The following is a 23,164-nucleotide window of genomic DNA, read 5'->3' as shown; positions in this document are numbered from 1 at the left end:
TGAGGCTGACGTGTTCAGCCATCTGACTCTTTAAGGCTATGAAGATTGTTATGGTAGAATTCCCAAAGCCGGCGCACGAGGAGGTTTGCGAGCTTACTGACGACGAGTTCGCGGAAGCGTCGGTGGCTGACACTGAGGCCAGTCTTAATCGAGAATGGGCGAAGAATTTTTGACATTGCCGTTGGTAGATACTTCCGACTAACGTTTATACCGATTCTACTCTCCATAATCGCGCTGTCACAAGATTATTTGAGCAGGCGAGTATATTACATATCGATACATTGAGACGTTCGGTATGGCATATAATGGATGTTTTGGCTCGGAGAGCTTGCGATAGGAGCTTAGACAGTTTGCGAGTTCGCAACCTCCGACCATCGCAAGCGCCGAAGTCCATACGAATTGCACAGAGATCCTAATCCGAGAACAGCGTGCCGGTGCGCGGCCGCCGGTGGGTCGCCCGGCCGCTGAGGGTCGGTCAGCATGGTTGTTCTGACGCGCGGCCAGACAAAGGCGCTGCGAGCAGACGGACCGGCACACGGAAGCCCTATGAGACGATCACACATTCGGGCATCAATCGAGAGCGTGGCAATGCAGAATTGCACAACCGCTAAAATCCGACGCCTCACCGACCTCAGCGGGACGGACCGCGAGGCCTTTAATAAACTCGTGCTGAAGTGGCGGTATGTCGCCGCGCGCGATGATCTTTTCCAGGAGGGCGACTGTCTCGGCCACGTCAGCCTGATCCTTTCGGGCTGGGCTTATCGCTACAAGCAGCTGGAGGATGGCCGGCGACAGATCGCGGGATTCCTTTTGCCTGGCGACCTGACGGAGGCGTTCGTTCCTGAGGGATACGAGATGGACTGCTCCATCGCCGCGCTCACGCCCATCACCTGTGCGGATATTTCGCTCAAGGCATTCGCCGCAGTGTGTGAGCAGCACCCGGCGGTCCAGCAGGCCCTCCTGTGGGAGAGCATTATTGCAGCGTCGATCCAGCGCGAGTGGATGCTGAATGTCGGTCAGCGTGTTGGCACCGAGCGGGTCGGCCATCTTCTGTGCGAGCTGTTCCTGCGCCTGCGCCGGACCGGGCTCACCGAAGACAGCAGCTTCGTTCTCCCGGTCACGCAGTTCGACATGGCCAACGCCTTGGGCCTGTCGCACGTGCACATCAATCGCAAGCTCGCGGAATTGCGCGAACAAGGGTTGGTCGAATTGGTAGGTCGAAGGCTGCGGATCCCCGATATTGCCGCCCTGCAGGCCGCGAGCTTCTTCAACCCGAACTATCTCTACCTCGATAAGTCGGCAATCCGTGCCAAGGCTCCGACGTGGCTCACCCGATCGGAAGTGGACCGGGCATCGTCGGACGCCCTGCCACTCGGCGCGCCGCCGGCATTCTGTGAGCCGTTCTGCGACTCTGGCCAGACCGACGGTTCACCGCAGCTCAAGATCTTGATGCGGCCAGCCGAAGTCCGCGGTCGGGCGGGGCTCAGCCTATCGGGCACGTATCTAAAGTAGCGCCTCGGCGCTCGGGCTGTCAGCCCCAGATTCTTTAAGGGGCCATCGCGCACCCGGGGGTCTGTCTGCTCACAATCGACATGCGGCTGCCTGAGCTTGCCGCCGGCATGCAGGCGACGTGGCAGTCCAAAGGTGATTGCCCAGGCCCTTGCGCGGGGCGGATTTCGCCGATTCCCGCGTGGGATGAGCCGCCGCGAGCGTGAGCGCTTGAGCAAGGCGGAGATGACCGAACTGGTGCTGCGGCTGCAGCGCCCCGAGAAGACCTCGCGCACCTCCTCCAAGCCGCCCTCGCGTGATCGCAAGGAGCGGCGCGCGCAGGCCAAGCCGGGCGGCGCCAAGCCCGGTCACGAAGGCCATAGCCGGCTCATCAGTGAGACGCCCGACGCGGTCGTCGAGCACCGCCCGGATCGCTGCACCGGCTGCGGGGGCGCCCTGCAGTCGGACCTGCCCGCTGAATTCGTCTGCATCGCTGAACGGATCGACCTGCCGGAGGTAGTGCCGGTCGTCACTCGCCACCAGCAACTGGCGGTGCGCTATCCGATATGCGGGACACGAGCTCTGGCCCCGCTCCCGGGCGTCGCGCGCGGCACGCCCCTCATGGTGAGCCTGTCGAGCCATCGACCCTGCGCCTGCACGCGGTGGCAACCTACCTCAAGACCTTCCAGGCGCTTTCCTACGAGCGGCAGCAGGCGGCGCTGTCCCACCTGTTCGGGCTCAGCCTCAGCCAGGGCGGACTGATGAACGGGCTCGCGCCGGGCGCAAGGGGCGATTCCGGTCTGGTCGCGAGGCCGTCGTGCCGCCTTGCGCCGAGATCCGTGGCCGTTTCGGTTGAAACGGCCACGGCTCTAGCGTCAGGAGAGCGGGGACGCCTCTTGTCCGACATGTTAGGTTGGACACAAAATGGCTGACTCGCACGTTCGGCCGGTCCGGGAGGAATGCCGACCCATGGATGGAGCCTTGCAGCTCAAGCTCTCGCTCCTGCGGGGCGAGCCTCCCTGCCCCATGGACCTTGCCGATTTCGGTCGGCTCGCAGCAGTCGATTTGCACACAGATGAAATTGGCGCTCTGCGATCGGTTCGGCCGTGATCCGCTTGCGGCACGACAGTCGTGATCGCCGTCATTACCTCCAGACGCCTTTACAAGATTGCAACTCTTGCGTCATCCCCCGAGGTTTTCATGACAGTCACCAAGTTCGGCATCGGCCAGCCGCTGCGCCGGGTCGAGGACCATCGCCTTCTCACGGGCGGGGGACACTACGGCGACGACCACGCGCCCGAGGGCTGCCTTCACGCGGCCTTGCTGCGCAGCCCGCACGCCCACGCCCGTTTCCGCATCACGGACGTGAGCACCGCCTGCGCCATGCCCGGCGTGCGCCTCGTGCTCACCGCCGCCGATGTCGCGAACCTGGGCGAGATCAAGTGCCAGGCGCCGCTCCCGAACGATGACGGGAGCCAGAACCATCTGGCGCATATCCCCGTGCTCGCGAAGGACACCGCGAAGCACGTCGGCGACGGCATCGCCTTCGTGGTGGCCGACACGCTCGCTCAGGCCCGGGACGCCGTCGAGGCGATCGGCATCGACTACGAGGTCTTGCCCGCCGTCGTCGGCATCCGCAACGCCCTGAAGAGCGGCGTGGCCGCCGTCTGGGACGAGGCGAAGGACAACCTCGCCTATGATGCCAGCATGGGCGACAAAGAGGCCGTCGACGCCGCATTCGCCAAGGCGAACCGGGTGGTGCGCATCGAGGTCGAGAACCAGCGCGTCGTGACGAACTACATGGAGACGCGCAGTGTCGTCGCCGAATACGATGGCGCGACGGACAGCCTGACGCTCACCATCCCGAGCCAAGGCGTGCACGGCCTGCGCGACACCATCGCGGGCGTTCTCGGCGTCGCGAAGGAGAAGCTTCGCGTGGTGACCGGCGACGTCGGGGGCGGCTTCGGGACAAAGGCCTTCACCTACCGCGAATATCCACTCGCCGCTGAAGCTGCGCGTCGGCTCGGAGGGCCGGTGAAGTGGGTCTCAGATCGGGGCGAGCATTTCGTCGCCGACTCGCAAGGGCGGGACAACCTCTCGGTCGGCGAGGTGGCGCTCGACGGCGACGGCCATTTCCTCGCCATGCGCTTTGACGTGGTTGGCGACCTCGGCGCGTACCTGTCGCAGTTCGGCCCCTTCATCCCGTACCTCGGGGCGACCATGCTCACCGGCGTGTATCGCACGCCGGCGCTGCACGTGCGGGTTCGCGGCGTTTACACAAACACGCTTCCGGTCGACGCCTACCGCGGGGCGGGGCGGCCTGAGGCGGCCTACCTCGTCGAGCGGCTCGTGGACCGGGCGGCCCGCGAGACGGGTCTGACGCAGGACGAGATCCGCCGGCGCAACTTCATCCCGGCGAGTGCTATGCCGTACAAGACGCCGATCGGCGATCGGACATACGACACCGGCAATTTCGAGGCGCATATGCGCCGCGCCATGGAAGCATCTGACTGGGCGGGGTTCGAGGCGCGCCATGCCGAGTCCCGCCGTGCCGGCCGCCTGCGCGGCATCGGCCTTGCGACGTATATCGAGTGCACCGCATGGGGCGAGGGCGAGGACGTGAAGATCGCCCTCGATAAGGACGGCGGTGCGACCGTCTACGTCGGCACCCAATCGAACGGGCAGGGACACGCCACGGCGTATGCGCAGTTCGCGGCGGAGCAGCTCGACCTTCCGCCCGAGCGGATCCGGCTGGTGCAGGGCGACACGGCGCGGATCACGACCGGAAACGGCACCGGCGGCTCGCGCTCGATCCCGATCGGCGGCATCTGCGTCAACGCCGCCTCGAAGAACCTCGCCGACAAGCTCAAGGAGCTCGCCGCCGAGGAGCTCGAGACCGCCGTCGGCGATCTTGAGATCGCGGAGGGCGCCGTCCGCGTCGCCGGCACCGACCGGGCCATCGACTTCGCGACGCTCGCCGCTCTCCCGCGCGCCACCGAGGCGATGCTGACGGGCCAAGGCGACTTCGTGCCGCCGAGCGCGACCTATCCCAACGGCACCCATGTCGCCGAAGTCGAGATCGACCCAGAGACGGGCATCACCAGCATCGTGCGCTACGCCGTGTGCGATGACTTCGGCGCGACTGTGAACCCGCTCCTCCTCGCCGGCCAAGTGCACGGCGGGGTGGCACAGGGCATCGGCCAGGCGCTGCACGAGCGCACCGTCTACGATGCGGACGGGCAGCTGCTCACGGCGAGCCTGATGGATTATGCTGTGCCGCGGGCCGAGGACGTCCCGTTCTTCCACTTCGAGACGAAGAACGTGCCCTCGACCACGAACCCCATGGGCATCAAGGGGGCGGGCGAGGCGGGCTCGATCGGCTCGTGCCCTGCTGTCATGAATGCGGTGGTCGATGCCCTCGATCGGAGCGCGGGCGTGCGAGACCTCAACATGCCCGCGACGCCCGCCAGCATCTTCGCGGCGCTGAGGACCACGCGCATCGCTGCGGCCTGAAGCTTCGGCCTCGGGCTGCGATAGGGCCGCTCGGCATCGCCATCATGCCCCTCGACGCAGCCCTCGACTACGCCGTCTCGCGGCCGCACTTCTGGACCAACGCGTAACCGAAAAGGGCCAAACTCGAGCTGAGACCTGGGTCCAACGGATCGAAGAACACGCTGCACATCAGCGCCTCTTGCAGAAGCGCGCTAAGCTGTCGGTTCATCGTGCCCTCTTATCGGCCGACGCCGCTCGCCCGCGCGGAATGGGCCTTGGCCCCGGCCGCGGGGAAGCCCGAGCAGGCTCCAGCTCCGGATGTCAGGCGCCTATGTAAAGCCTGAGGTCAAGCGCGGGACAAGCCGCCGCCGCGGCCATCGCGGAAGCCGTGTGTCGCCCGACGAGGCGCTTCGTCGCCGTCAAGACCCCCGATCAGCAGGCCGTCCTGATGCATTCTCCACACCGATCACTGCGGGCGCTCCGTCCAGGAAAAGTTGCACCTTCATCCGGACGATCGCTGGGATATCGTCCACAGGCATGCTGTAGATGAACTTGCGCACCCCCAGATAAAAAATGCTGGCGTGCAGGCTCCAGATCGCCTCGACCTCAAGAGTTGTGACTGGCTTCTCCTGAAGCGACGGCCGGCCGAACTCGGCCCGCAGCTGCGCAACGATGGTCGAGAAGATCCGCTCGCGTAGGAGCTCCAAGTAGCGGGTGTTGAAGTCGAGCCCCTTCAGCCCGGAGAACATGAACAGGCGGATCCACTCGTAGGTGAGGATCACCTCCGCGTAGTCACTGTAGAAGCCGACCAGCCGGTCGCGCAGCGGGCGGGATCCGTCGCGGATCACCTCCTCCCAGAACGGGTTCCAGCGGCGCAGGAAGACCTCCTGATAGACCCGCTCGACCAGCGCCTCCTTGGTCGGGAAGTAGCGGTAGAGCAGCGGCTGCGTGATGTTGAGCCGCTTGGCAAGTTCCCGGGTCTGGCCCTCGAAGCCGAACTCCGCGAAGAAGCGCACCGCCTCACGGACGATCTCCTCCTCCCGCTGCGCGGGGCTCAGCCGGCGGCGCGCCGGCTCGGCGGGCGTCGTCCCGTCCCGGTGAGGCGGCCGCCGGCGCGGCGCCGTCACGAATTTCGTCGTCGTGTCCACGGGACCAACTTATCACGCCGGAGTGCAGCGGCGCCACAGGGGCCACGGCGCGCCGCTCCGATGCCGCTCGCGGCGCTCACGAGAGGCTTCAGCGCCCATTCCAATGATCGGGCGATCAGTTTACTGGCGGGGCCCGTCGAGCCGGCCGGCGATCTGCAGCACCGTGGCGGCGGCTCCGAAGCCGATGCCGAGGAGAGACACGGCGAGCCAGCCGCCTCGGCTCCAGGCCGCAGTGGATGCGGCGGATCCGAGCGTCCCGCCGACGAACATCGCCCCCATCAGGATCGTGTTGAGCCGCGCCCGCGCCTCGGGCCGCAGAGCGAAGACGAAGTGCTGATTCGACACCAAGGCGCTCTGCATGGCAAGATCGAGCACCACGATGCCAGCCACCAGCCCGATCACGGAGGCCCAGAGGCCGAGGATCAGCCAGGACAGGAGCGTGGCGAGCGCCCCCAGCATCACGATCCGCCGCGGCCCGTGCCGGTCGGCGACGCGCCCGGCCAGCGGCGCCGCCAGGATGCCGACCGCGCCGATGACGCCGAACAGGCCCGCCGCGTCGGGGCCGAGGCCGAACGGTGGAGCCTCGAGCCGGAGGGCCAGGATCGTCCAGAATGCCGAGAAGGCGGCGAAGATCAGCGCCTGGGTCGCGGCGGCGAGGCGCAGGGCCGGAAGATCGCGCCAGAGGTGACCGATCGAGCGCATCAGCGTGCCGTAGGACAGCGTCGCGTCGGGCCGGCTGTGCGGCAGCAGCATCGCCATCAGCCCACCCGCTGTGAGGGCGAGCGGCACGCCGAGCCAGAACATCTCGCGCCAGCCCGCATGCGTGGCGACGAAGCCGGCGAGCGTGCGGCTGAGCAGGATGCCGGTGAGGATGCCCGCCAGCACGGTGCCGACGGCGCTGCCGCGGCGCTCCGGAGGCGCCAGATGGGCGGCGAGCGGCACGATCTGCTGCGCCACCGTGGCGGCGACGCCGAGCAGCAGCGACGCGAGGACGACCAAACCGGCGCTCGGCGCTCCCGCTGCCAGCACCAGGGCGAGAGCGAGGACGCCGAACTGCACGGCGATGAGACGGCGGCGCTCGACGAGGTCGCCGAGCGGCACCAGCAGGAACAGACCGGCCGCGTAGCCGGCCTGCGTCGCGGTCGGGATCAGCCCGGTGAGGCTGCCCGGCAAGTCGCGCTCGATCGCGCCGAGCATCGGCTGGTTGTAATAGATGTTGGCGACCGCGATGCCCGCCGCGGCGGCCATGGCAAAGACTGGGGTGCGGGCGGTCGTGTCCCGCGGCTGCGCGTCAAGGGTCGTGTCGATCATCATGGCTGAACTCCGGCCGCGGTTGAGAGTCCGCAGCGTGGCGTCGCCCACCGGACGGGCTGAGTGCCCCAGGAGTGTTTCCTCTCGCCGCGCTATCGCGCTTCTCTTCGGTTCGTGGGCCTGCCGCCTCGGCGAGATGGCGTCGGGCCGTGGCGGCCGGAACCGAGATACCGAGATCGCGGATCCGGCCGCCGTTGCTCCTTGCGGCGGCTCACGCCCGAGCGCCGCCGAGCGGCAGGGGCGGGTTGGCGCTGTCGAGGAACTCCACCGTCGTGAAGACGAGCTCGGTGTCGCCGATATTTTCCAGGTCGTGGATCATGAAGGCGCCCCGCTCATAGCGGTGGTGCCGGGTGTCGCCGGGCGCGTAACTGACCTCCACGATCCGGCCGTCACCATAGTGCGAGCGGGCCCGTCCCCCGGTCACGGCGGTCCAGAAGTAATCGAGGACGTGGGTGTGGAAGCCGATCCGCTCGCCCGGTTTCAGGGTCAGCAGCCAGACCCGCACGCGCTCGGTCTCCGACACCAGCCGGCTCCCGACCTGCCCGTTGCCGGCGCGGGCGGCGAAGTCCCGGCGCAGGGCCTCGGGCCAGGAAGCCGGCGGGGCTGGCCACTCGAAGGGAACGGATGCGGTCATGGAATCCTCCGTGGTCAGTGGGCGGCGGCCCGGGGCCGGTCGAAGCCGGTCTGGGCGGTGACGTGCTGGGCGCGGAAGGCCGCGCGGACACGCGCCGCGGCAGCGCTGCGGTCGAGGCGCGAGACCGCGACGGCGGTCAGGAAGGCGAGCGGCACCGAGAACAAGGCCGGGTTGTCATAGGGGAGGGGCGCCGGCCCCAGGCCGAGTACCGCCGTCCAGACGCTCGGGCCGAGCGCCATCAGGGCGAGCGCGCAGAGAAGGCCCGCCAGCGAGCCCGCCACCGCCCCGCGCGTGGTCAGCCCCCGCCAGGACACCGAGAGCACGATCACCGGGAAGTTGGCGCTGGCCGCGATCGCGAAGACGAGCCCGACCAGGAAGGCGATGTTCTGGTTCTCGAAGAGCAGGCCCAGCGCCATGGCGGCGAGGCTGATCGCCACCGCGGCAATCTTCGAGACCCGCACCTCTTCCTGCTCGCTCGCCCGCCCGCGCCGCAGGACGCGGGCGTAGAGGTCGTGGCTGGCCGCCGAGGCTCCGGCGATCGTGAGCCCCGAGACGACGGCGAGGATCGTCGCGAAGGCGACCGCCGAGATGAAGCCGAGGAGCGGTGCGCCGCCAAGTCGGTCGGCGAGGTGCAGCGCCACCATGTTGGGGCCGCCGATCAGACGCCCGGCGGTGTCCGTGAAGGCGGGGTTGCCGAGCACGAGGGCGATCGCCCCGAAGCCGAGCACGAAGAGCAGCGTGTAGAACACCGTGATGAAGCCGGTGGCGACCAGCACCGAGAGCCGTGCCTGGCGGGCATCCGCCACCGTGAAGAAGCGCATCAGGATGTGCGGCAGGCCGGCAGTGCCGAAGATCAGCGCGAGGCCGAGGGAGAGCGCCGAGACCGGATCCCGCACGAGGCCGCCCGGAGCCATGATGGCGTGGCTCTTCGGGTGCAGAGCGATCGCCCGCCCGAACAGGGCCTCGAGGCTGAAGCCGAACTGGGCGAGGATGAGCGCGGACATCAGGGCCGTCCCCGAGAGGAGCAGCACCGCCTTGATGATCTGCACCCAGGTTGTCGCCCGCATGCCGCCGAAGGCGACATAGAGCATCATCAGCATGCCCACGAGCGCGACGGCGGTAGCGTAGGGGAGACCGAACAGGAGCTCGACGAGTTTGCCGGCCCCGACCATCTGGGCGATCAGGTAGAGGAGCACGATCACGAGCGTGTTGAGCCCCGCCACCAGCCGCACCGGCACTTCGGACAGGCGGTAGGCAGCGACGTCCGCGAAGGTGTAGCGGCCGAGGTTGCGCAGGGGCTCGGCGATCAGGAACAGGATCATCGGGAAGCCGACCAGGAACCCGACCGCGTAGATCATCCCGTCGTAGCCCGAGCTGTAGACGAGCGCCGTCACTCCGAGGAACGTGGCGGCCGAGGTGTAGTCGCCCGCGATGGCGAGCCCGTTCTGGACGCCGCTCAGGCCCCCGCCCGCGGCGTAGAAGTCGCTCGCCGTGCGGGTGCCGCGCCGGGCCGCCCGCACGGTGATGCCGAGGGTGACCGCGACGAAGACGAGGAAGAGCCCGATCGCGGTTGGGTTCACGGCCTGCCGCTCGGTCGGACCCGACAGCGCGTCGGCGAGCGCCGGCCCCGCCGGGAGGGCCAGGAGCAGGAGAACCGGGAGGAGGGGACGCACGCTCATCGCAGGTCCTCCTCAAGACGCCGGCTCAGCGCGTCGAGCCGGGTGTTGGCGACGAGCACGTAGACCGCCGTCAGCACGAAGCCGAAGCTCAGGAGGGCTGCCCCCGCGATGATGCCCCAGGTGATCACCGAGTCGTCCGTCACGGGAACAGCGAGCAGGGCAGGGCGGAAGGCGATGGTGAGGATGTAGCTGAAATAGGTCCCCGCCATCGCCGCCGCGAGGACGAGGCCGAGGCAGCCCCGCTCGAAGGCGAGCCGGCGGAAGACCGGATGGCCCTCGATCCGCTCGATCTCCATGGTGTCGTTCCTCCCTGTGTGAGGTGGTTCAGGCCGCGAGCCCGGTTGCCACGGCCGTCTCGGCCATGACGGCCTCGGGGACCCGGTGGCGCTCGGCCATGGCCCGTTCTTCGGCGGTGAGGATCTGCGCCTGCATGTAGGCGCCGAGCTCCCGCGCCCGCCGAACCACTGCCCGGCCGACCGGAAGGCGCTGCGCCTCGAACCGTGCGAGGGCGGCCCCGACATCGCCCGGATGCGCCTGGAGCGCCTCCGCGAGAGCCCGCGCGTCCGCGGCGGCCTTGGTCACGCCCATGCCGACATGGGGCCGGGCCACGAAGGCGGCGTCGCCCAGGATCACCGTGCGGCGGCCGAGCGCCATCCTGGGCGTCTCCAGGTCCTGGATCGCCTGGAGGAAGGGCTGCGCCGTCCGCTCCACCACCTCGGCGAATTGCGGAGCGAGGAGGCGGCGTGCGTCCTGCCGCAGGGCGGCGATCACCGAGGGCCGGATCCGGTTCGGCGGGATGGAGAGCGGGTGGGTGACACCATCGACGTCGGTGAGGAGCGCTCGCAACGCCGTCTCGGCCGCCGCCGGCCGATACCAGACGAAATTGAAGCGCCGCCGCCCCGGCTCCATGGCTTCGCCTGCCCCGGCGACCGGGTAGCCGAGCATCTGCTCGCCCGGCGGGAGCGAGAAGGAGAAGTGATTGCAGAGCGCCGCGCGGGTTCCCTCCGACAACTCCGCCTCGTCGACGAGACCGCGCCAGGCGACGTAGCCCGCGTAGAGCGGCGCGGCCTCGGGCGCGAACTGCGCCCGCACCGTCGAACCGATACCGTCGGCTCCGACGAGCAGGTCTCCGCGCATGCAGGTGCCGTCAGCGAAATGTGCGGTGACCGCCTCTGGGTCCTCCGCAATGCGCACGAGGGCGCGCCCGTGATGATAGGACCGGGCCGGAAGTGCCTGCCGGAGCAGGCCGTAGAGGCGGCTCCAGGCGGTGAGCACCTGCGGCAGAGCGCGCTCGCCGACCAGCGTTCCGTCGCGCGCGAAAACGCGGCGTCCCGCGACCGCGACACCGACCTCGGCCGCGTCGCGGTCGATCTCAGCGTGAGCCAGAACGTCGAACAGCTCGGCATGGGTGACGATGCCCGCGCCGCGGCCCGACAGCTCGGCGCCGACGCGCTCGAACACGTCCACACGCCAACCCGCGCGTCGCAGAAGGAGGGCCGCGAACAGGCCGCCCAACGAGCCGCCGACGACGATCGCTCGCGGGGCGCTGCCCGCAGCAGCTGTAGCATGATCTGCCATGACGCTCCTCCATCCCCGGCGGCGAGGGCTCGCGGCCGAGCCGTCGTTTATCGATCGATAAACTGCCAGCGGTGGCGATGCGCGTCAAGGGCTATTTATCATCTGAACATCAAGCGCTCTCGCTCGGCGGGGCGGGCGAGCTGGACTGCATTGCACGTCGAGGCGGTCATGCCACTCCGCGAATCGCAGCCTGAACAGCGAGGCCGCGCCCCGTATTCACGATCTGCTCGTTCGGCTTTGCGCCATGGGCCGACACTCCCTAACTGCCGCGCGGAGAGTGACAGCGCGTCCCGCGCGACAGCGGGCCTTCGTACGCCGTGATCGATCGCAGCCTGCGAGCCCGCACCCGCTTGCTTTAGAGAGCGAGGCATACAAGAGGTGACAGAGGTCACACTGGGCAAGCGGCGTGGACGCAGTTCGCCACAGTTGGAGCCCTCTTTTTAGCTGTGTCTGATCCAGTCAGCCGCTCCATCCGCCGAGCGGAATTCCTCAAGAGCGTGCACCCGTGCCTCGGGGATCGCGTCACGAGCCATGGTCGTGAGGGCGTGTCCCGGACCGAGTTCCAGCACCGTCTGCGCACCATATTCGCGGCAGGCTTCCAGGCAGGCGGCCCAGTCGATCGTGCGCGAGATCTGAAGCGCCAGCTTGTGGAGGCCCGCGCGCATATCGAACACCGGCGCGCCGTCGAGGCCGCTGATGAGCCGCGGTGCTCCGGGTGGCGGATGCCGTAGACCTTCCCGGGCGAGAGCATCCTCGAACCGCCGGCTCGCCACCTCCAGCAGTGGCGTGTGCGAGGGGGTCCGCACCGGCAGCATAACGGCGCGCTGCGCACCGGCCGCGCGGGCCTCCTTGCAGAGTGCGTCGAGAGCACGGCTCGCGCCACCGACGACGGCGCTGTCGGCCGCATTGCGAATGGCGAGGAAGCAGTCGTGTTTCTCAGCCATGACACGGATATCCGCGAGACCGAGCCCTCGGATCCCGGCCAGCCCGAACCCCTCGCCGGACGCCTCGTCCATGGCCTCGGCACGCGCGGCCGCCAGCCGCAGGACCGCCTCTGCGCCGAGGCGGCCCGCGCAGCCCCAGGCCGCTAGGTCGCCGATGCTGTAGCCCGCGACGATCACGCGGGCCGGGCGGGCTGCCTCGACGATCGCCCAACCGGCGAGCGCGGCGACACAGCAGAGGATCTGCCCGGTGCGGTTGTCGTGCAGGGTAGGACCCGCGGCCCGGACGAGCTCGCGCGGGTCGGCGCCGAGAACCCCCTCGGCCGCCGTGAAGACGTGCTGCGCGGCCGGCAGATCGGCGGTGAGATCGAACATGCCGGGATGCTGGCCGCCCTGGCCGGAGAGCAGCACGGCGAGCGTCACGGCGCAGCCTCGATCCGATCCACGAACAGCGTCATCGCGAGGAGGTCTGCGGCGCCGCCGGGGCTCAGGTTGCGTGCCACGAAGGCGTGATGCAACGCCTCTGCGCGAGCGCGCCAATCGGGCTGAGCGACGCCTCCTTGTGCGATGAACCGGGCCGCCTGTTCCCGCGCAAAGGCGTAGCCCTCAGGTCCTCCCCGGTGCAGCAGGTTGGTGTCCTCAAGATGCGCGATCAGGGCGAGGCAGGCTTCCACCCGCGCCGCCTCCGCCTCGCCGGGGCGCACCCGCCGGGCTCGGCGCAGGGCCGGCAGCCCGACCCGGTAGAGGGTCGGGAAGCCTGAAGCCGCCTCGACCGGCGCACCGCCGACGCCATGACGCCGGCGCGCCCGTGCGCCGGGCGCGTGAAGCAGGACAGGCCCGTCAAGGATCGCGGCGGCGTAACGGTCCCGCACGAGGGCGCCCAGCGTTCCGGCGGCGGTGGTCCGGATGGCCCCGGCCGCCGCGCACAGGAGCCCGAGCCCGAAGATGGCACCGCGATGCGTGTTCACGCCGCCCGTCGCGGCCCGCATCGCCGCTTCCGCGTCGATGCCGATGCGGCGCAAGGTTGGCATCGGTGCGCCCGCCGCCCCGGCAAGCGCGAGATCGGCGAAGAAGGGCCGAAGCGCCGCGGCGCTCGCCCGGAAGGTGCCCGCATCCATATCGGCATGGCTGCCGCGATCGACATGGCTGACGAGACCGGGCTTCGGATAGGTCTCGAGCTCGAGCCGCAGAGCCACCGTGGCAAGCTCCGCGATCGTTCGGGCGATTGCCGAGGTCTCGGCATCGTCGGCCGGACGCGGCTGCAGAGCCGGGAGCGCACTCATTCGGGATGTCCCGCCAGAAGAGACGAGGCCTTGCGCAGGGCGAGGCGATCGAGGTGCTTGACCAGTACGGTGTCTTCGGGCGCTGCGGCGTGCAGCTCGCGCCAGTTCACGCCGCCGCCATCGGGCAGCAGGATCTCGCCGTCGAGGCGCATCGGTGCCCGGGCCTCGATCGCCGCGAGGCCGGCGAGAAGATCGCGCGGGAGCGCACCCACGGGCCAGAGCAGGTCGAGGTCCGACGTCTCCGAGAGGTAGGTCAGGCCCGTCAGGCTCTGCCAGAGCAGGCCGCCAAAGAGGCGCGGCACGAGGCCGTGGCGGCGACCGAGCTCGACCACGCCCGCCAGCGTCGGGGACCACGCCGTGGGGCAGCCGCGGATGACCTGGGACAGGGTCACGGGCGGCCGCGGCCGGACGGCGCCGGGCGGGAGGGCGAAGCCGATGCGGCGCTTGCCGTCTGCCGGCGGCAAGGGCAGGCCGACCGGCACGGATCCCGGCTCCTCGTCGGGATGGCGCCTGCGCACGATGACGGGACGCCGGTGCCGCGCCCAGTCGGCCACGTGCGGCACGCCGTCGAGATCCGGACGCTGGGCCAGCATGGCGGCCCAGGCCCCCGGATCCACGTCGAGGAGATCGTGGCGCCGATAGAGCTCAGCCAAGAGCGACGTCCCGCATCACCTGAGCGGCAATCTCCTGCGCCACCGGCCGGCCGCCGCGCTCGCGCCCCACGCGGTCGCGGATGTCCTCGGCGGGCATGCTGTCGAGGACGGCCGCGATCTGCGGGCCCAGGGGGCGGCCCGGGTCCAGCACGGCCTGGACCGCGCCGGTCTGCACCATATTGTCGAGACCGGGCGCGAAGACGGGCGTGTCCCTGGCCATCGCCTCCAGCTTGTCGAGGGGCAGCTTCGTGACCCGGGCGACGGAGGGCAGATCCATCACGCTCGGGTTTGCGCCCGGCAGGCCGACGAGGACGCGGGTGGCAAGCGCCGTGGCGATGAAAGCACCGGCCGCCGTGTGGCCATAGACCAGCCCGATGGTCGGGTGGCCCTCGGCATCGGCGAGGAGCAGCGTCTTCGCGAGATGCGCGAGGTACTCGTTCAGTCCCAGGAGCTCGTCGCGCCGGCTCATGCGCTGGCTATCGGAGTCGATGGCCACCAGGATCGGCGTCGCGCCGCCCGCCCGCACGATGTCGAGGATGCAGCGGGACAGAAGACAGGCGCCCTCGACGCCGAGCGGCGTGTTGCCGTCGACGCCGATCACCGCGAGCCGGCCATCCCGGAACGGGCCGTCGCCGCTGATGAGACCGTCGGCCACCGTGACGGCGTGGCCCTCGGGAAAGAGCGAGGACAAAATCTCAGCGAGCGTCATGGGTGGTCTCTCCGAGGCTGGCAACCAGGGCGTCGAAGTCGCCCGTCGTCATCGCCGGGACCGCAGCCGGGTCGTTCACCCCGAGCCGGGCCCAGATGTCGGTGGCGTCCCGGCAGTCGCCGAAACGCGCGAGGCGCTCCTCCAGCCGCGCCTGCTCGGCGTCCAGCGTCGCGAGGTCGAAGGCCGGCGCACGCCCGATGAGCGCGAGGGCTGCTTGCCGGAACGCCGCGATGGTGTCGTCCACGAAGGCGTCCGCGCTCCCCGTGAGGCGGCGGTGCTTGCCGCCCATCGTGCGCCAGACGAGGGCACGGTCGCGGGAGTCGAATTCCTCGGCCCCCTTGTTGGTCTCGATCACCTCCGGCCCCGAGACGCTGATGCGGCCGCCCTCGGAGACGGCGAGCCGCGAGCAGGTGCCCGCGATGAGGCCGCCGCCGCCATAGGCTCCCGCGCGCCCGCCGATTAGGCCGATCACCGGCACGCCGCTCGCGCGGACCTGCGTGATGGCCCGCATCACCTCCGCGATGGCGGTCTCGCCGGCATTGGCCTCCTGCAGGCGCACGCCGCCGGAGTCGAACAGGATCAGCACCGCGGCCAGCTTGCGCTCCCGGGCTGCGCGCAGCAGGCCGATGAGCTTGGCGCCGTGCACCTCGCCGAAGGCGCCGCCCATGAAGCGGCCCTCCTGGGCGGCGACGAGAACGGGCCGGCCATCGAGGCGGCCCTCTCCCACGATCATGCCGTCGTCGAAGGCGCGCGGCAGGTCGAACAGCGGCAGGTGCGGGCTCATCCGGCGCTGCTCGGGGCCGATGAACTCCCGGAAGCTGCCCGCGTCCAGGAGGCCGTCGATGCGGGTGCGGGCGCTCGCCTCGTACCAGCTCGTGACGGCGGGGTCGGTGATCCGGTCGCTCACGTCAGACCTCCATCAGCCGGGCGCCCTGAAGGAGGCGCAGGGACACGGTGTCGGGGCGCGCGCCCCCATCGTTGATGGTGATGCGAAGACCGCCGGGCTGGGCGCGAGCGACGAAGTCGGCCACCACGGCCTCCCAGACATCGCCGAAGCCGTGGATCGAGGTCTCGATCTCGACCGTGCAGGCGGTGGGCGGGAGCACGCGCTCCAGCAGCACTTCGAGGTTGCCGGACGCCACCACGCCGGTGATGGCCTGCGCTCTCGCTCCCGGCAGGGATTTGCGGGTGGTATGTTGGAAGCTCAGCTTTTCCATCGCGGCGGCCTCTCACCAGTTCCGGAACTTGGCCGGCGGCTCGTAGAGTCCGCCCGACCAGTGCACGAGATCCTTGATCGACTTGGCCGCGAGCAGTGAGCGATCGGCGTCGAGGGGCTCGATGCCGAGATCCTCCGGGCGGCGCACGATGCCGCGCTCGCGCAGGCGCTCGACCATGGCCCGGTCGCGCCCGCGGCCGACCTCCGTGTAGCCTGCGACCCCGCGGATCGCCTGCTCGCGCTCATCGGCGGTGCGGCACAGGAGGAGATTGGCGATGCCCTCCTCCGTGACGATGTGAGTAACGTCGTCGGCGTAGACCATCACGGGGGCGAGCTCGAGCCCGAGCTTCCTCGCGAATTCCAGCGCGTCGAGCTTCTCGACGAAGGCCGGGACGAGTTTGTCCCCGAAGGTCTCGACGATCTGCACCACGAGCTTGCGCCCGCGCATCAGGGCCGGATCGCCCGTCCCTTGCGCCTCCCGGCCCGCCTTCATCCAGGTGTCGGAGGGGTGACGCCGCCCGTGCGGGTCCGAGCCCATGTTGGGTGCACCGCCGAACCCCGCCACGCGCGACTGCGTGACCGTCGAGGAATGGCCCATCAGGTCGATCTGCAGCGTCGAGCCGATGAAGAGGTCGCAGGCATAGAGACCCGCCGTCTGGCAGAAGGCCCGGTTGGAGCGCAGCGAACCGTCGGCGCCCGTGAAGAAGATGTCCGGCCGCTCGCGGATGTAGCGGTCCATGCCGACCTCCGAGCCGAAGCAGTGGATCTGCTGCACCCATCCCGACTCGATGGCCGGGATCAGGGTCGGGTGCGGGTTGAGCGCCCAGTGGGTGGCGATCCTGCCCTTCAGGCCAAGGCGCTCGGCGTAGGTCGGCAGCAGGAGTTCGATGGCCGCCGTGCCGAAGCCGATGCCGTGATTGAGGCGGCGGATGCCGTACTCGGCGTAGATCCCCTTGATCGCCATCATGGCCATCAGGATCTGCGTCTCGGTCATCGCGGCCGGATCGCGGGTGAACAGGGGCTCGACGTAGAAGGGCTGGTCGGCCGCGACCACGAAGTCGACCCGGTCGCCCGGGATGTCGACGCGGGGCACGCGCTCGACGATCTCGTTGACCTGCGCCACCACGACACCGTTCTTGAAGGCGGTGGCCTCGACGACCGTCGGCGTGTCCTCGGTGTTGGGCCCCGTATACAGGTTGCCGTCCCGGTCGGCCGAGACGCCCGCGATCAGCGCCACGTTGGGCGTCAGATCCACGAAATAGCGGGCGAACAGCTCGAGGTAGGTGTGCACCGCCCCGAGCTCGATCTGCCCGCCATAGAGCATCCGGGCGATGCGCCCCCCCTGCGGTCCCGAATACGAGTAGTCGAGGCGCCTCGCGATCCCCTGCTCGAAGATGTCGAGGTGCTCCGGAAGCACGATGCCGGATTGCACCATGTGCAAGTCGTGCACGCGAGCCGGATCGCACTGGCTCAACGCTCGGGCCAGGCAATCGGCCTGCTTTTGGTTGTCACCCTCCAGGCAGACCCGGTCGCCCGGCCGAAGAATCGCTTCGAGAAGATCGACCGCATTCTCGGCGGCGACGACCTTGCCTGAGGCATGGGCTCGGCCCGCCTCGATCCGCGCCTCGCGGGCCGCCCGTTCCTGACGCCAGCCGCTCATCCGGTCCGCTCCTTGCTGTCCCGCCCTGAGTATGCACACAGCCCGGCTACAACCGTGACGGTATTCACAGGGCCGTTGATTTGGCCTCTTTGTATTCCTTATTGCGCGTTCGTCAATACCGTGTATACGGTAGGCGCCTCAAAACGAACAAACGGACACAGGAAGGAGACGCCGCATGGCGGCCGCATACGCAGTGCCCGAACCGGGCAATCGACGCTTGCTTGCTGGAATGCGATCGGAGGGCGGCCGATGACGATCCTCGGCGTCGCGCTCCTCGCGCTCTGCACCCTGGTCGGGGTGTTCCTGGGCGACCTGCTCGGGATCCTGCTCAACGTGAAGGCCAATGTCGGCGGCGTTGGCCTCGCCATGATGCTGCTGATCGCCGCCCGGGTCTGGATGGTGCGTCGCGGCCGGCTCAGCCACGCCACCCAACTCGGGGTCGAGTTCTGGGCGACCATGTACATCCCGATCGTGGTTGCCATGGCCGCGCAGCAGAACGTCGTCGCTGCGGTCAGCGGCGGCCCGATCGTCATCATCGCGGCGGTTGGAACGGTCCTTCTGTGTTTCGCCGCGACGGCTCTGCTCGGTCGGATCGGCGGGAGGTCAGCCAAGATCAGCGCCGAGGTCGAGCATGGAGGCGCAGTTATCTCCGGCGATACTGATGAAGCTCCCTATCCCACCACGGTCCGGAGGTAGCCGCCATGCTGCACATGATGGAACACGTCTTCGTCGAGCAGAGCCTCGTGGCAGCCTTTGCGGTCATCGGCGGCCTGATGCTGATCTCGAACATCATCGGAAAGCGCCTGACCCACGGCCGGGTTCATGGCTCCGCGATCGCCATCGTGCTCGGCCTCGTGCTGGCCTATGTCGGCGGAAGCATCACAGGAGGAAAGAAGGGCCTGGCCGACATTCCGGCCTTGGCGGGCATCGGCCTGATGGGCGGCGCGATGCTGCGCGACTTCGCCATCGTGGCCACCGCGTTCGAGGTGGACGTCATCGAGGCGCGTCGCGCGGGCATCCTGGGCGTCGTCGCCCTGGCGCTCGGCACGGTGCTGCCCTTCATCGTCGGAACGCTGACGGCTTTCGCCTTCGGCTATCATGATGCCGTGTCGATCACGACGATCGGCGCCGGCGCGATCACCTACATCGTTGGTCCGGTCACGGGAGCAGCACTGGGTGCCGACTCGACGGTCATGGCGCTCTCGATCGCCACGGGCGTCACCAAGGCCGTGATGGTGATGGTGGGTACGCCCCTGGTCGCCCGGCTGATCGGCCTCGATAACCCGCGCTCGGCGATGGCCTATGGCGGTCTGATGGGCACGGTGAGTGGTGTCGCAGGCGGGCTCGCCGCAACCGATCCGAAGCTCGTCCCGTACGGGGCGTTGACGGCGACATTCCACACCGGCATCGGGTGCCTCGTCGGCCCATCATTGTTCTTTCTCATCGTGCGCGCGATCGTGGCATGACACGGCCGGGACCTCGGACGGAGGGCGCGGCCGACGCCAAAGGAGACGATGACGAGATGGACGGCAGTGTCGAAGGGCGAGGTCTCCTTTCCGATCACATCCGCAATGCGCTGACGGACGAGATCGCGTCGGGTGCCCTTGCCGCAGGCGTCTCCCTTGACGAGCAGGAACTCGCAGATCGCTTCGGCGCCTCGCGGACCCCCGTCCGCGAGGCGCTGCGTCAGCTGGCGTCCAGTGGCCTCGTCGAGGTGCGACCGCGGCGCGGCGTCGTCGTCACCCGGATGACGCCCGAGCGGATCATGGAGATGTTCGAGACCACGGCGGAGTTCGAGGCGATGTGCGTGAGGCTCGCCACCTACCGGATCACGCCGCTGGAACTCAGCGCCCTGATGGACCTGCACGAACAATCGGCCGGGCCCGTCGAGGCGAGCGACTTCGATGCCTACGACGCTCTCAATCGTGCGTTTCACGAGGCGTTGTACCGTGCGACCCACAACAGCTTCATGGCCGAGCAGGCGCTGACCATTCGGGCTCGTCTGTCAGCGTTCCGTCGCACGCAATTGCGCCACGGCGAGCGCATTCGCCGCTCGCGGGCCGAGCACGGGGAGATCCTGAAAGCGATCGCCGAAGGCGATGGCGACGCAGCGGCGCGGCGCATGCGCGCTCACATGCTCAATGCGGCGAGCGCGCTTGGCCGATACGTCGCCGAGCATACAAGTGAGTGACGATGACACTCGGTGGGACTGTACAGTAGCCGACACTTGGCACACTCAGTCAGCATTTGCGGCAGGCCCCGAGCCGACGCCCATGAAGCCCCCGATCATCACGGACGCCTCGTCCGGGACGAGGGCGGCCGCTGCTGACGGTGAGAGCGCCGTTCTCAAGATGTTTGCCCCCTCAGGGCATCACTGGCGGGTGGTAGGTCAGCGTGAATGCGAGTGCCCAGAGCAGGAACAGCACCACCGGCAGGTGGACGAGAAGCTGCAGGAAGCTGAAGCCGACGATGTCGCGGGCCTTGAGCCCGAGGATGCCGAGCAGCGGCAGCATCCAGAACGGGTTGATCAGGTTCGGCAGCGCCTCGGCCGCGTTGTAGATCATCACGGCCCAGCCGAGATGCACCTTCAACTCGTTGGCGGCCTGCATCACGTAGGGCGCCTCCAGCAGCCACTTGCCGCCGCCCGAGGGTACAAAGAAGCCGAGCACCGCCGAGTAGCCGCCCATCGAGAGCGGGAAGCTGCCTGTTGTGTTGAAGCTGACGAAGGCGTGGCTGATCACCTCCGACAGCGTTTGGCCCGAGGCGTTCTTAGCCCCCGTGAGGATCGCGCTGATCGAGGCGTAGAGGGGGAACTGGATCAGAACCCCGGCGGTCGCCGGGACCGCTTTCGCAACGGCGATCAGGAACCGCTTCGGGCGCCAGTGAAGCAGCAGGCCGAGGGTCAGGAACAGCAGATTGTAGGTGTTCAGGTTCGAGATCGCGACAATCCACGATTGCCGCGCGAATTCCTGCCAGATCCAGCCGCCGGCAATGATGACAAGGAGGATGTTCAGGAGCGGCCAATGCTCCAGCTTCTCTCCGGGCTGAGCTGGCGGATCGAGTCTCTCCTGCTTGGCCGAGACGTCCACGCCGAGATCCTGCGCGGTGACGGCGCTGACAGGCGTTGGGGCCGACGCGTAGGCGATCATGACCGAGATCACGAACAGGATTGTGGCCACCAGAAGGGACTGCCAGAGGAAGATCGTCTCGCTGAAGGGGATCACCCCGGTGATCGGCAAAAGGTTCGGCGGCAGGCTTTTCGGATTGGCCTGGAGCTGGGCAGCCGAGGAACTCAGGCCCATCGCCCAGGTCGCACCCAGGCCGAGATAGGCCGCGGCCCCGGCGGCCCGGTAGTCCATGCTCAGCTCCGGCCGGCGGGCCAGCGCCCGAGCGAGCAGGCCGCCGAAGATGAGGCTGAGGCCCCAGCTGAGGAAGGACGAGAGCATGGTCGCCGTGGCCACGAGGCCCACCGCCCCGCGCCCCGTCCGCGGGATCCTGGCGAGGCGGTCGATCAACGCTTGGACCGGTGGCGAGGTGGCGACGACATAGCCGCCGATCGTCACGAAGGCCATCTGCATCGTGAACGGGATGAGGCTCCAGAAGCCGTCCCCGAAGGTCTTGGCGACGGAAGAAACCGGGGCCCCGTTCGCCAGGGCGCCGAGCGCCACGATTACCACCGCGATCGCGACGAAGATGAAGGCGTCTGGGAACCAGCGCTCGGCCCAGGCGGTGAAGCGAATGCCGAGCCGTGCGAGGGCACCTGTGGCATCGGCTTTTCGGTCGACCGATTGAATGTCTGAGGATCGGCTGGCATCGCCCGGCAGCGTCGGCATGAGCGTTCTCCTGAGCCGGCTCTCATGACCAGCCTTGTCGAAGGGATAATGGCGTACGGTGCTGCGCGCTCAAGTCCGGTGCGGGCGGCGCGATGACACCCGCGTGCTGGTTTTTGCCCGCGTATCGGTTTTTGCGGATGGTCTCGTAGTCCGAACCGATCTCTCGGCGATGGCGACGGCAATCGCCGAGCAATCAATCGGATTTCGTATGACGGTGGAGGAAGAAAGTGATGTTTTGTCGATGCAAAGCGGCCCTTATGATCATCGGCAGCTTGGTGTCCTTTACGTGCGGCGCCGATGCGGCGGAACTCAAGATTCTGACCACCGGCATCCTGACTCGCCTGAAGCGAGCCAAGTGCGGATCCGGAACGGCGAGCGCGTCGACTTATTGATCATGGTCAACAACGGCATGAATGAGCTGATCACGGGAGGATATTTCAAACCGTTGGACCGCAAGGGTGTCGCAGTCTCGAAAATCGGCATCGCGGTGAAGAAAGGACATCCTCAGCCGGAGATCGCCACTGTTCCGGCGCTGCGCAAGGCTTTGCTGGATGCGCAGTCGATCGGGCATTCGGAAGGCGCGAGCGGCAGTTACATAGCCAGTGTATTGCTGAAAAAAAACTTGGGCGGGTCCTGCCGTTCCTGCGACCGCATCCCGGTTCCCGTGACAGCACCGGCCGATCCTTTACAGAGCCGGGGTGCGAACCGGTCCGTGCAAGGTAGCGGCGCCCATCGGTGATGATCTGCGAGCCTCGCGCGCCGTTGTCTTTCGGAATCGCGCATTGTGTTGGACGTCTTGGCGAGGTCGCTCGTCAGGGAGCCGGTGCGAGGCGGGTCACGCCGGGATCTGCGACGGCGGCGAGAATGACCACGGGCGCGAGCGCGACCGCGGAGAGGCCAACCAGATAGTAGAGCAGGGCCGCCAGCCCGCAGCCGAAGGCGAAGGCGGCGACGGCCGCCGCCATGCGGGCGATGCGTCGGCGGGCCGGATGATCGGTCGGCAGGCCACGGAGCAGGTCGGCCAAGTCGATCATGATCTGCGTCGTTGTGCCGGTCATCAGCGTCGATGGCGGAGCGTCGGCCAAGTGGGCGCGGTGGGCGGTGTTCTGGATCGCCATCGCGACGACGAGCACCATGCCCGTGAGGAGCGCGTCGATGCGGTCGGCGTTTGCGAAGGGCCCGAGCGTGACGGCGAGCGCCGCACCGATCGCGAGGAAAGCGAGTTGCGCCCAGAGCAGGATGCACAGAACGGGCCGCCCCGCGCGCTCCAGGCGATGACTGGCGAGCCGGGTCAGGAGCACCGCAATGCAGAACACTGGCAGGGCGAGAAGCTTGGCCCATGCGCCCGCGGCGCCGTGCACCAGCGCGGCGCCGAAGGTGACGAAGTTCCCGGTGACGTGAGCGGTAAACAAGCCCTGGAGGGCGAGGAAGCCGACTGTGTCGACGTAGCCGCCGACGAAGCTCAGCAACTGGGCGAGCGATGGTCTCATGAGTGGCAGTGATCCATTCGGGGGAGGAAGTGCAGCGGCGCGCCGGGCC

Annotated in this window: 21 protein-coding genes and 1 pseudogene; 7 read left to right on the top strand and 15 right to left on the bottom strand. The window is 68.4% G+C overall.

What is annotated here, in order from left to right; all coding sequences use genetic code 11:
* Positions 1-588 precede the first annotated feature (588 nt).
* The 3 genes and pseudogenes from MNOD_RS15005 to MNOD_RS14995 all read left to right on the top strand — a co-directional run bounded on the left by MNOD_RS15005 (position 589) and on the right by MNOD_RS14995 (position 5,001).
* Positions 589-1,512 (top strand): Crp/Fnr family transcriptional regulator, encoded by a 924-nt coding sequence (locus MNOD_RS15005; RefSeq protein ID WP_015929767.1) that lies wholly within the window; start codon positions 589-591, stop codon positions 1,510-1,512.
* Between the two features lie 183 nt (positions 1,513-1,695).
* Positions 1,696-2,308: pseudogene (locus tag MNOD_RS15000) on the top strand (IS66 family transposase zinc-finger binding domain-containing protein); the annotation flags it as partial.
* A 380-nt stretch (positions 2,309-2,688) separates the two neighbouring features.
* The gene (locus MNOD_RS14995; protein ID WP_015929765.1) at positions 2,689-5,001 is read left to right on the top strand and encodes a xanthine dehydrogenase family protein molybdopterin-binding subunit; all 2,313 of its coding nucleotides are present in this window, start codon (positions 2,689-2,691) and stop codon (positions 4,999-5,001) included.
* A 398-nt stretch (positions 5,002-5,399) separates the two neighbouring features.
* Here the strand turns inward: MNOD_RS14995 and MNOD_RS14990 are convergent, their stop codons facing one another.
* The 13 genes from MNOD_RS14990 to mdcA form a co-directional block, all read right to left on the bottom strand.
* A complete protein-coding gene (locus tag MNOD_RS14990) occupies positions 5,400-6,128 on the bottom strand; it encodes a TetR/AcrR family transcriptional regulator (protein WP_015929763.1) in 729 nt (242 codons plus the stop codon).
* 120 nt (positions 6,129-6,248) lie between these two features.
* Positions 6,249-7,442 carry an MFS transporter gene (locus MNOD_RS14985; protein ID WP_015929762.1) on the bottom strand — a complete coding sequence of 398 codons (1,194 nt, stop codon included), beginning with the start codon at positions 7,440-7,442 and terminating at the stop codon, positions 6,249-6,251.
* A 208-nt stretch (positions 7,443-7,650) separates the two neighbouring features.
* Positions 7,651-8,073 (bottom strand): cupin domain-containing protein, encoded by a 423-nt coding sequence (locus tag MNOD_RS14980; RefSeq protein ID WP_015929761.1) that lies wholly within the window; start codon positions 8,071-8,073, stop codon positions 7,651-7,653.
* A gap of 14 nt (positions 8,074-8,087) precedes the next feature.
* Positions 8,088-9,752, bottom strand: coding sequence for a cation/acetate symporter ActP (gene actP / locus MNOD_RS14975; protein WP_015929760.1), 1,665 nt, complete (start codon positions 9,750-9,752; stop codon positions 8,088-8,090).
* The gene (locus tag MNOD_RS14970) at positions 9,749-10,048 is read right to left on the bottom strand and encodes a DUF485 domain-containing protein (RefSeq protein ID WP_015929759.1); all 300 of its coding nucleotides are present in this window, start codon (positions 10,046-10,048) and stop codon (positions 9,749-9,751) included. The genes actP and MNOD_RS14970 overlap by 4 nt, the downstream gene beginning before the upstream one ends.
* A gap of 28 nt (positions 10,049-10,076) precedes the next feature.
* A complete protein-coding gene (locus MNOD_RS14965; RefSeq protein ID WP_015929758.1) occupies positions 10,077-11,330 on the bottom strand; it encodes an FAD binding domain-containing protein in 1,254 nt (417 codons plus the stop codon).
* A gap of 440 nt (positions 11,331-11,770) precedes the next feature.
* Positions 11,771-12,694 (bottom strand): acyltransferase domain-containing protein, encoded by a 924-nt coding sequence (locus MNOD_RS14960; protein ID WP_015929757.1) that lies wholly within the window; start codon positions 12,692-12,694, stop codon positions 11,771-11,773.
* Positions 12,691-13,554 (bottom strand): triphosphoribosyl-dephospho-CoA synthase MdcB, encoded by an 864-nt coding sequence (mdcB, locus tag MNOD_RS14955; protein WP_015929756.1) that lies wholly within the window; start codon positions 13,552-13,554, stop codon positions 12,691-12,693. The genes MNOD_RS14960 and mdcB overlap by 4 nt, the downstream gene beginning before the upstream one ends.
* On the bottom strand, positions 13,551-14,207 hold the full coding sequence (gene mdcG, locus MNOD_RS14950) for a malonate decarboxylase holo-[acyl-carrier-protein] synthase (protein WP_015929755.1): 657 nt from the start codon (positions 14,205-14,207) through the stop codon (positions 13,551-13,553). The genes mdcB and mdcG overlap by 4 nt, the downstream gene beginning before the upstream one ends.
* Entirely contained in the window at positions 14,200-14,916 is a 717-nt protein-coding gene (mdcE, locus tag MNOD_RS14945; protein ID WP_015929754.1) for a biotin-independent malonate decarboxylase subunit gamma, read from the bottom strand. Before mdcE ends, mdcG begins: the two co-directional genes overlap by 8 nt.
* Positions 14,903-15,823 (bottom strand): biotin-independent malonate decarboxylase subunit beta, encoded by a 921-nt coding sequence (locus tag MNOD_RS14940; protein ID WP_015929753.1) that lies wholly within the window; start codon positions 15,821-15,823, stop codon positions 14,903-14,905. Before MNOD_RS14940 ends, mdcE begins: the two co-directional genes overlap by 14 nt.
* 1 nt (position 15,824) lies before the next feature.
* Positions 15,825-16,133, bottom strand: coding sequence for a malonate decarboxylase acyl carrier protein (gene mdcC / locus MNOD_RS14935; RefSeq protein WP_015929752.1), 309 nt, complete (start codon positions 16,131-16,133; stop codon positions 15,825-15,827).
* Between the two features lie 12 nt (positions 16,134-16,145).
* Entirely contained in the window at positions 16,146-17,792 is a 1,647-nt protein-coding gene (mdcA, locus tag MNOD_RS14930) for a malonate decarboxylase subunit alpha (protein WP_015929751.1), read from the bottom strand.
* Between the two features lie 249 nt (positions 17,793-18,041).
* Between mdcA and madL the strand changes: the two genes are divergently transcribed.
* The 3 genes from madL to MNOD_RS14915 are packed head-to-tail and all read left to right on the top strand — an operon-like array spanning position 18,042 to position 19,983.
* Positions 18,042-18,488, top strand: a complete 447-nt coding sequence (madL, locus tag MNOD_RS14925; protein WP_015929750.1) for a malonate transporter subunit MadL — start codon at positions 18,042-18,044, stop codon at positions 18,486-18,488.
* Positions 18,489-18,493: 5 nt separating this feature from the next.
* A complete protein-coding gene (madM, locus tag MNOD_RS14920) occupies positions 18,494-19,258 on the top strand; it encodes a malonate transporter subunit MadM (protein ID WP_015929749.1) in 765 nt (254 codons plus the stop codon).
* A gap of 56 nt (positions 19,259-19,314) precedes the next feature.
* Entirely contained in the window at positions 19,315-19,983 is a 669-nt protein-coding gene (locus MNOD_RS14915) for a GntR family transcriptional regulator (RefSeq protein WP_015929748.1), read from the top strand.
* 172 nt (positions 19,984-20,155) lie between these two features.
* Here the strand turns inward: MNOD_RS14915 and MNOD_RS14910 are convergent, their stop codons facing one another.
* Positions 20,156-21,625 carry a short-chain fatty acid transporter gene (locus MNOD_RS14910; protein ID WP_015929747.1) on the bottom strand — a complete coding sequence of 490 codons (1,470 nt, stop codon included), beginning with the start codon at positions 21,623-21,625 and terminating at the stop codon, positions 20,156-20,158.
* A gap of 58 nt (positions 21,626-21,683) precedes the next feature.
* Between MNOD_RS14910 and MNOD_RS46590 the strand changes: the two genes are divergently transcribed.
* Positions 21,684-22,364, top strand: a complete 681-nt coding sequence (locus MNOD_RS46590) for a substrate-binding domain-containing protein (RefSeq protein WP_157091470.1) — start codon at positions 21,684-21,686, stop codon at positions 22,362-22,364.
* Between the two features lie 73 nt (positions 22,365-22,437).
* On the opposite strand, the gene MNOD_RS14905 is transcribed toward MNOD_RS46590, so the two are convergent.
* Positions 22,438-23,115 (bottom strand): YoaK family protein, encoded by a 678-nt coding sequence (locus MNOD_RS14905; RefSeq protein WP_015929746.1) that lies wholly within the window; start codon positions 23,113-23,115, stop codon positions 22,438-22,440.
* Between the last annotated feature and the right edge of the window lie 49 nt (positions 23,116-23,164).

The sequence above is a fragment of the Methylobacterium nodulans ORS 2060 genome (genome assembly GCF_000022085.1).
GTDB classification, from domain to species: Bacteria; Pseudomonadota; Alphaproteobacteria; order Rhizobiales; family Beijerinckiaceae; genus Methylobacterium; species Methylobacterium nodulans.
The sequence above is the reverse complement of the archived record's forward strand: the minus strand, read 5'-3'. Positions and strand labels throughout refer to the sequence as shown.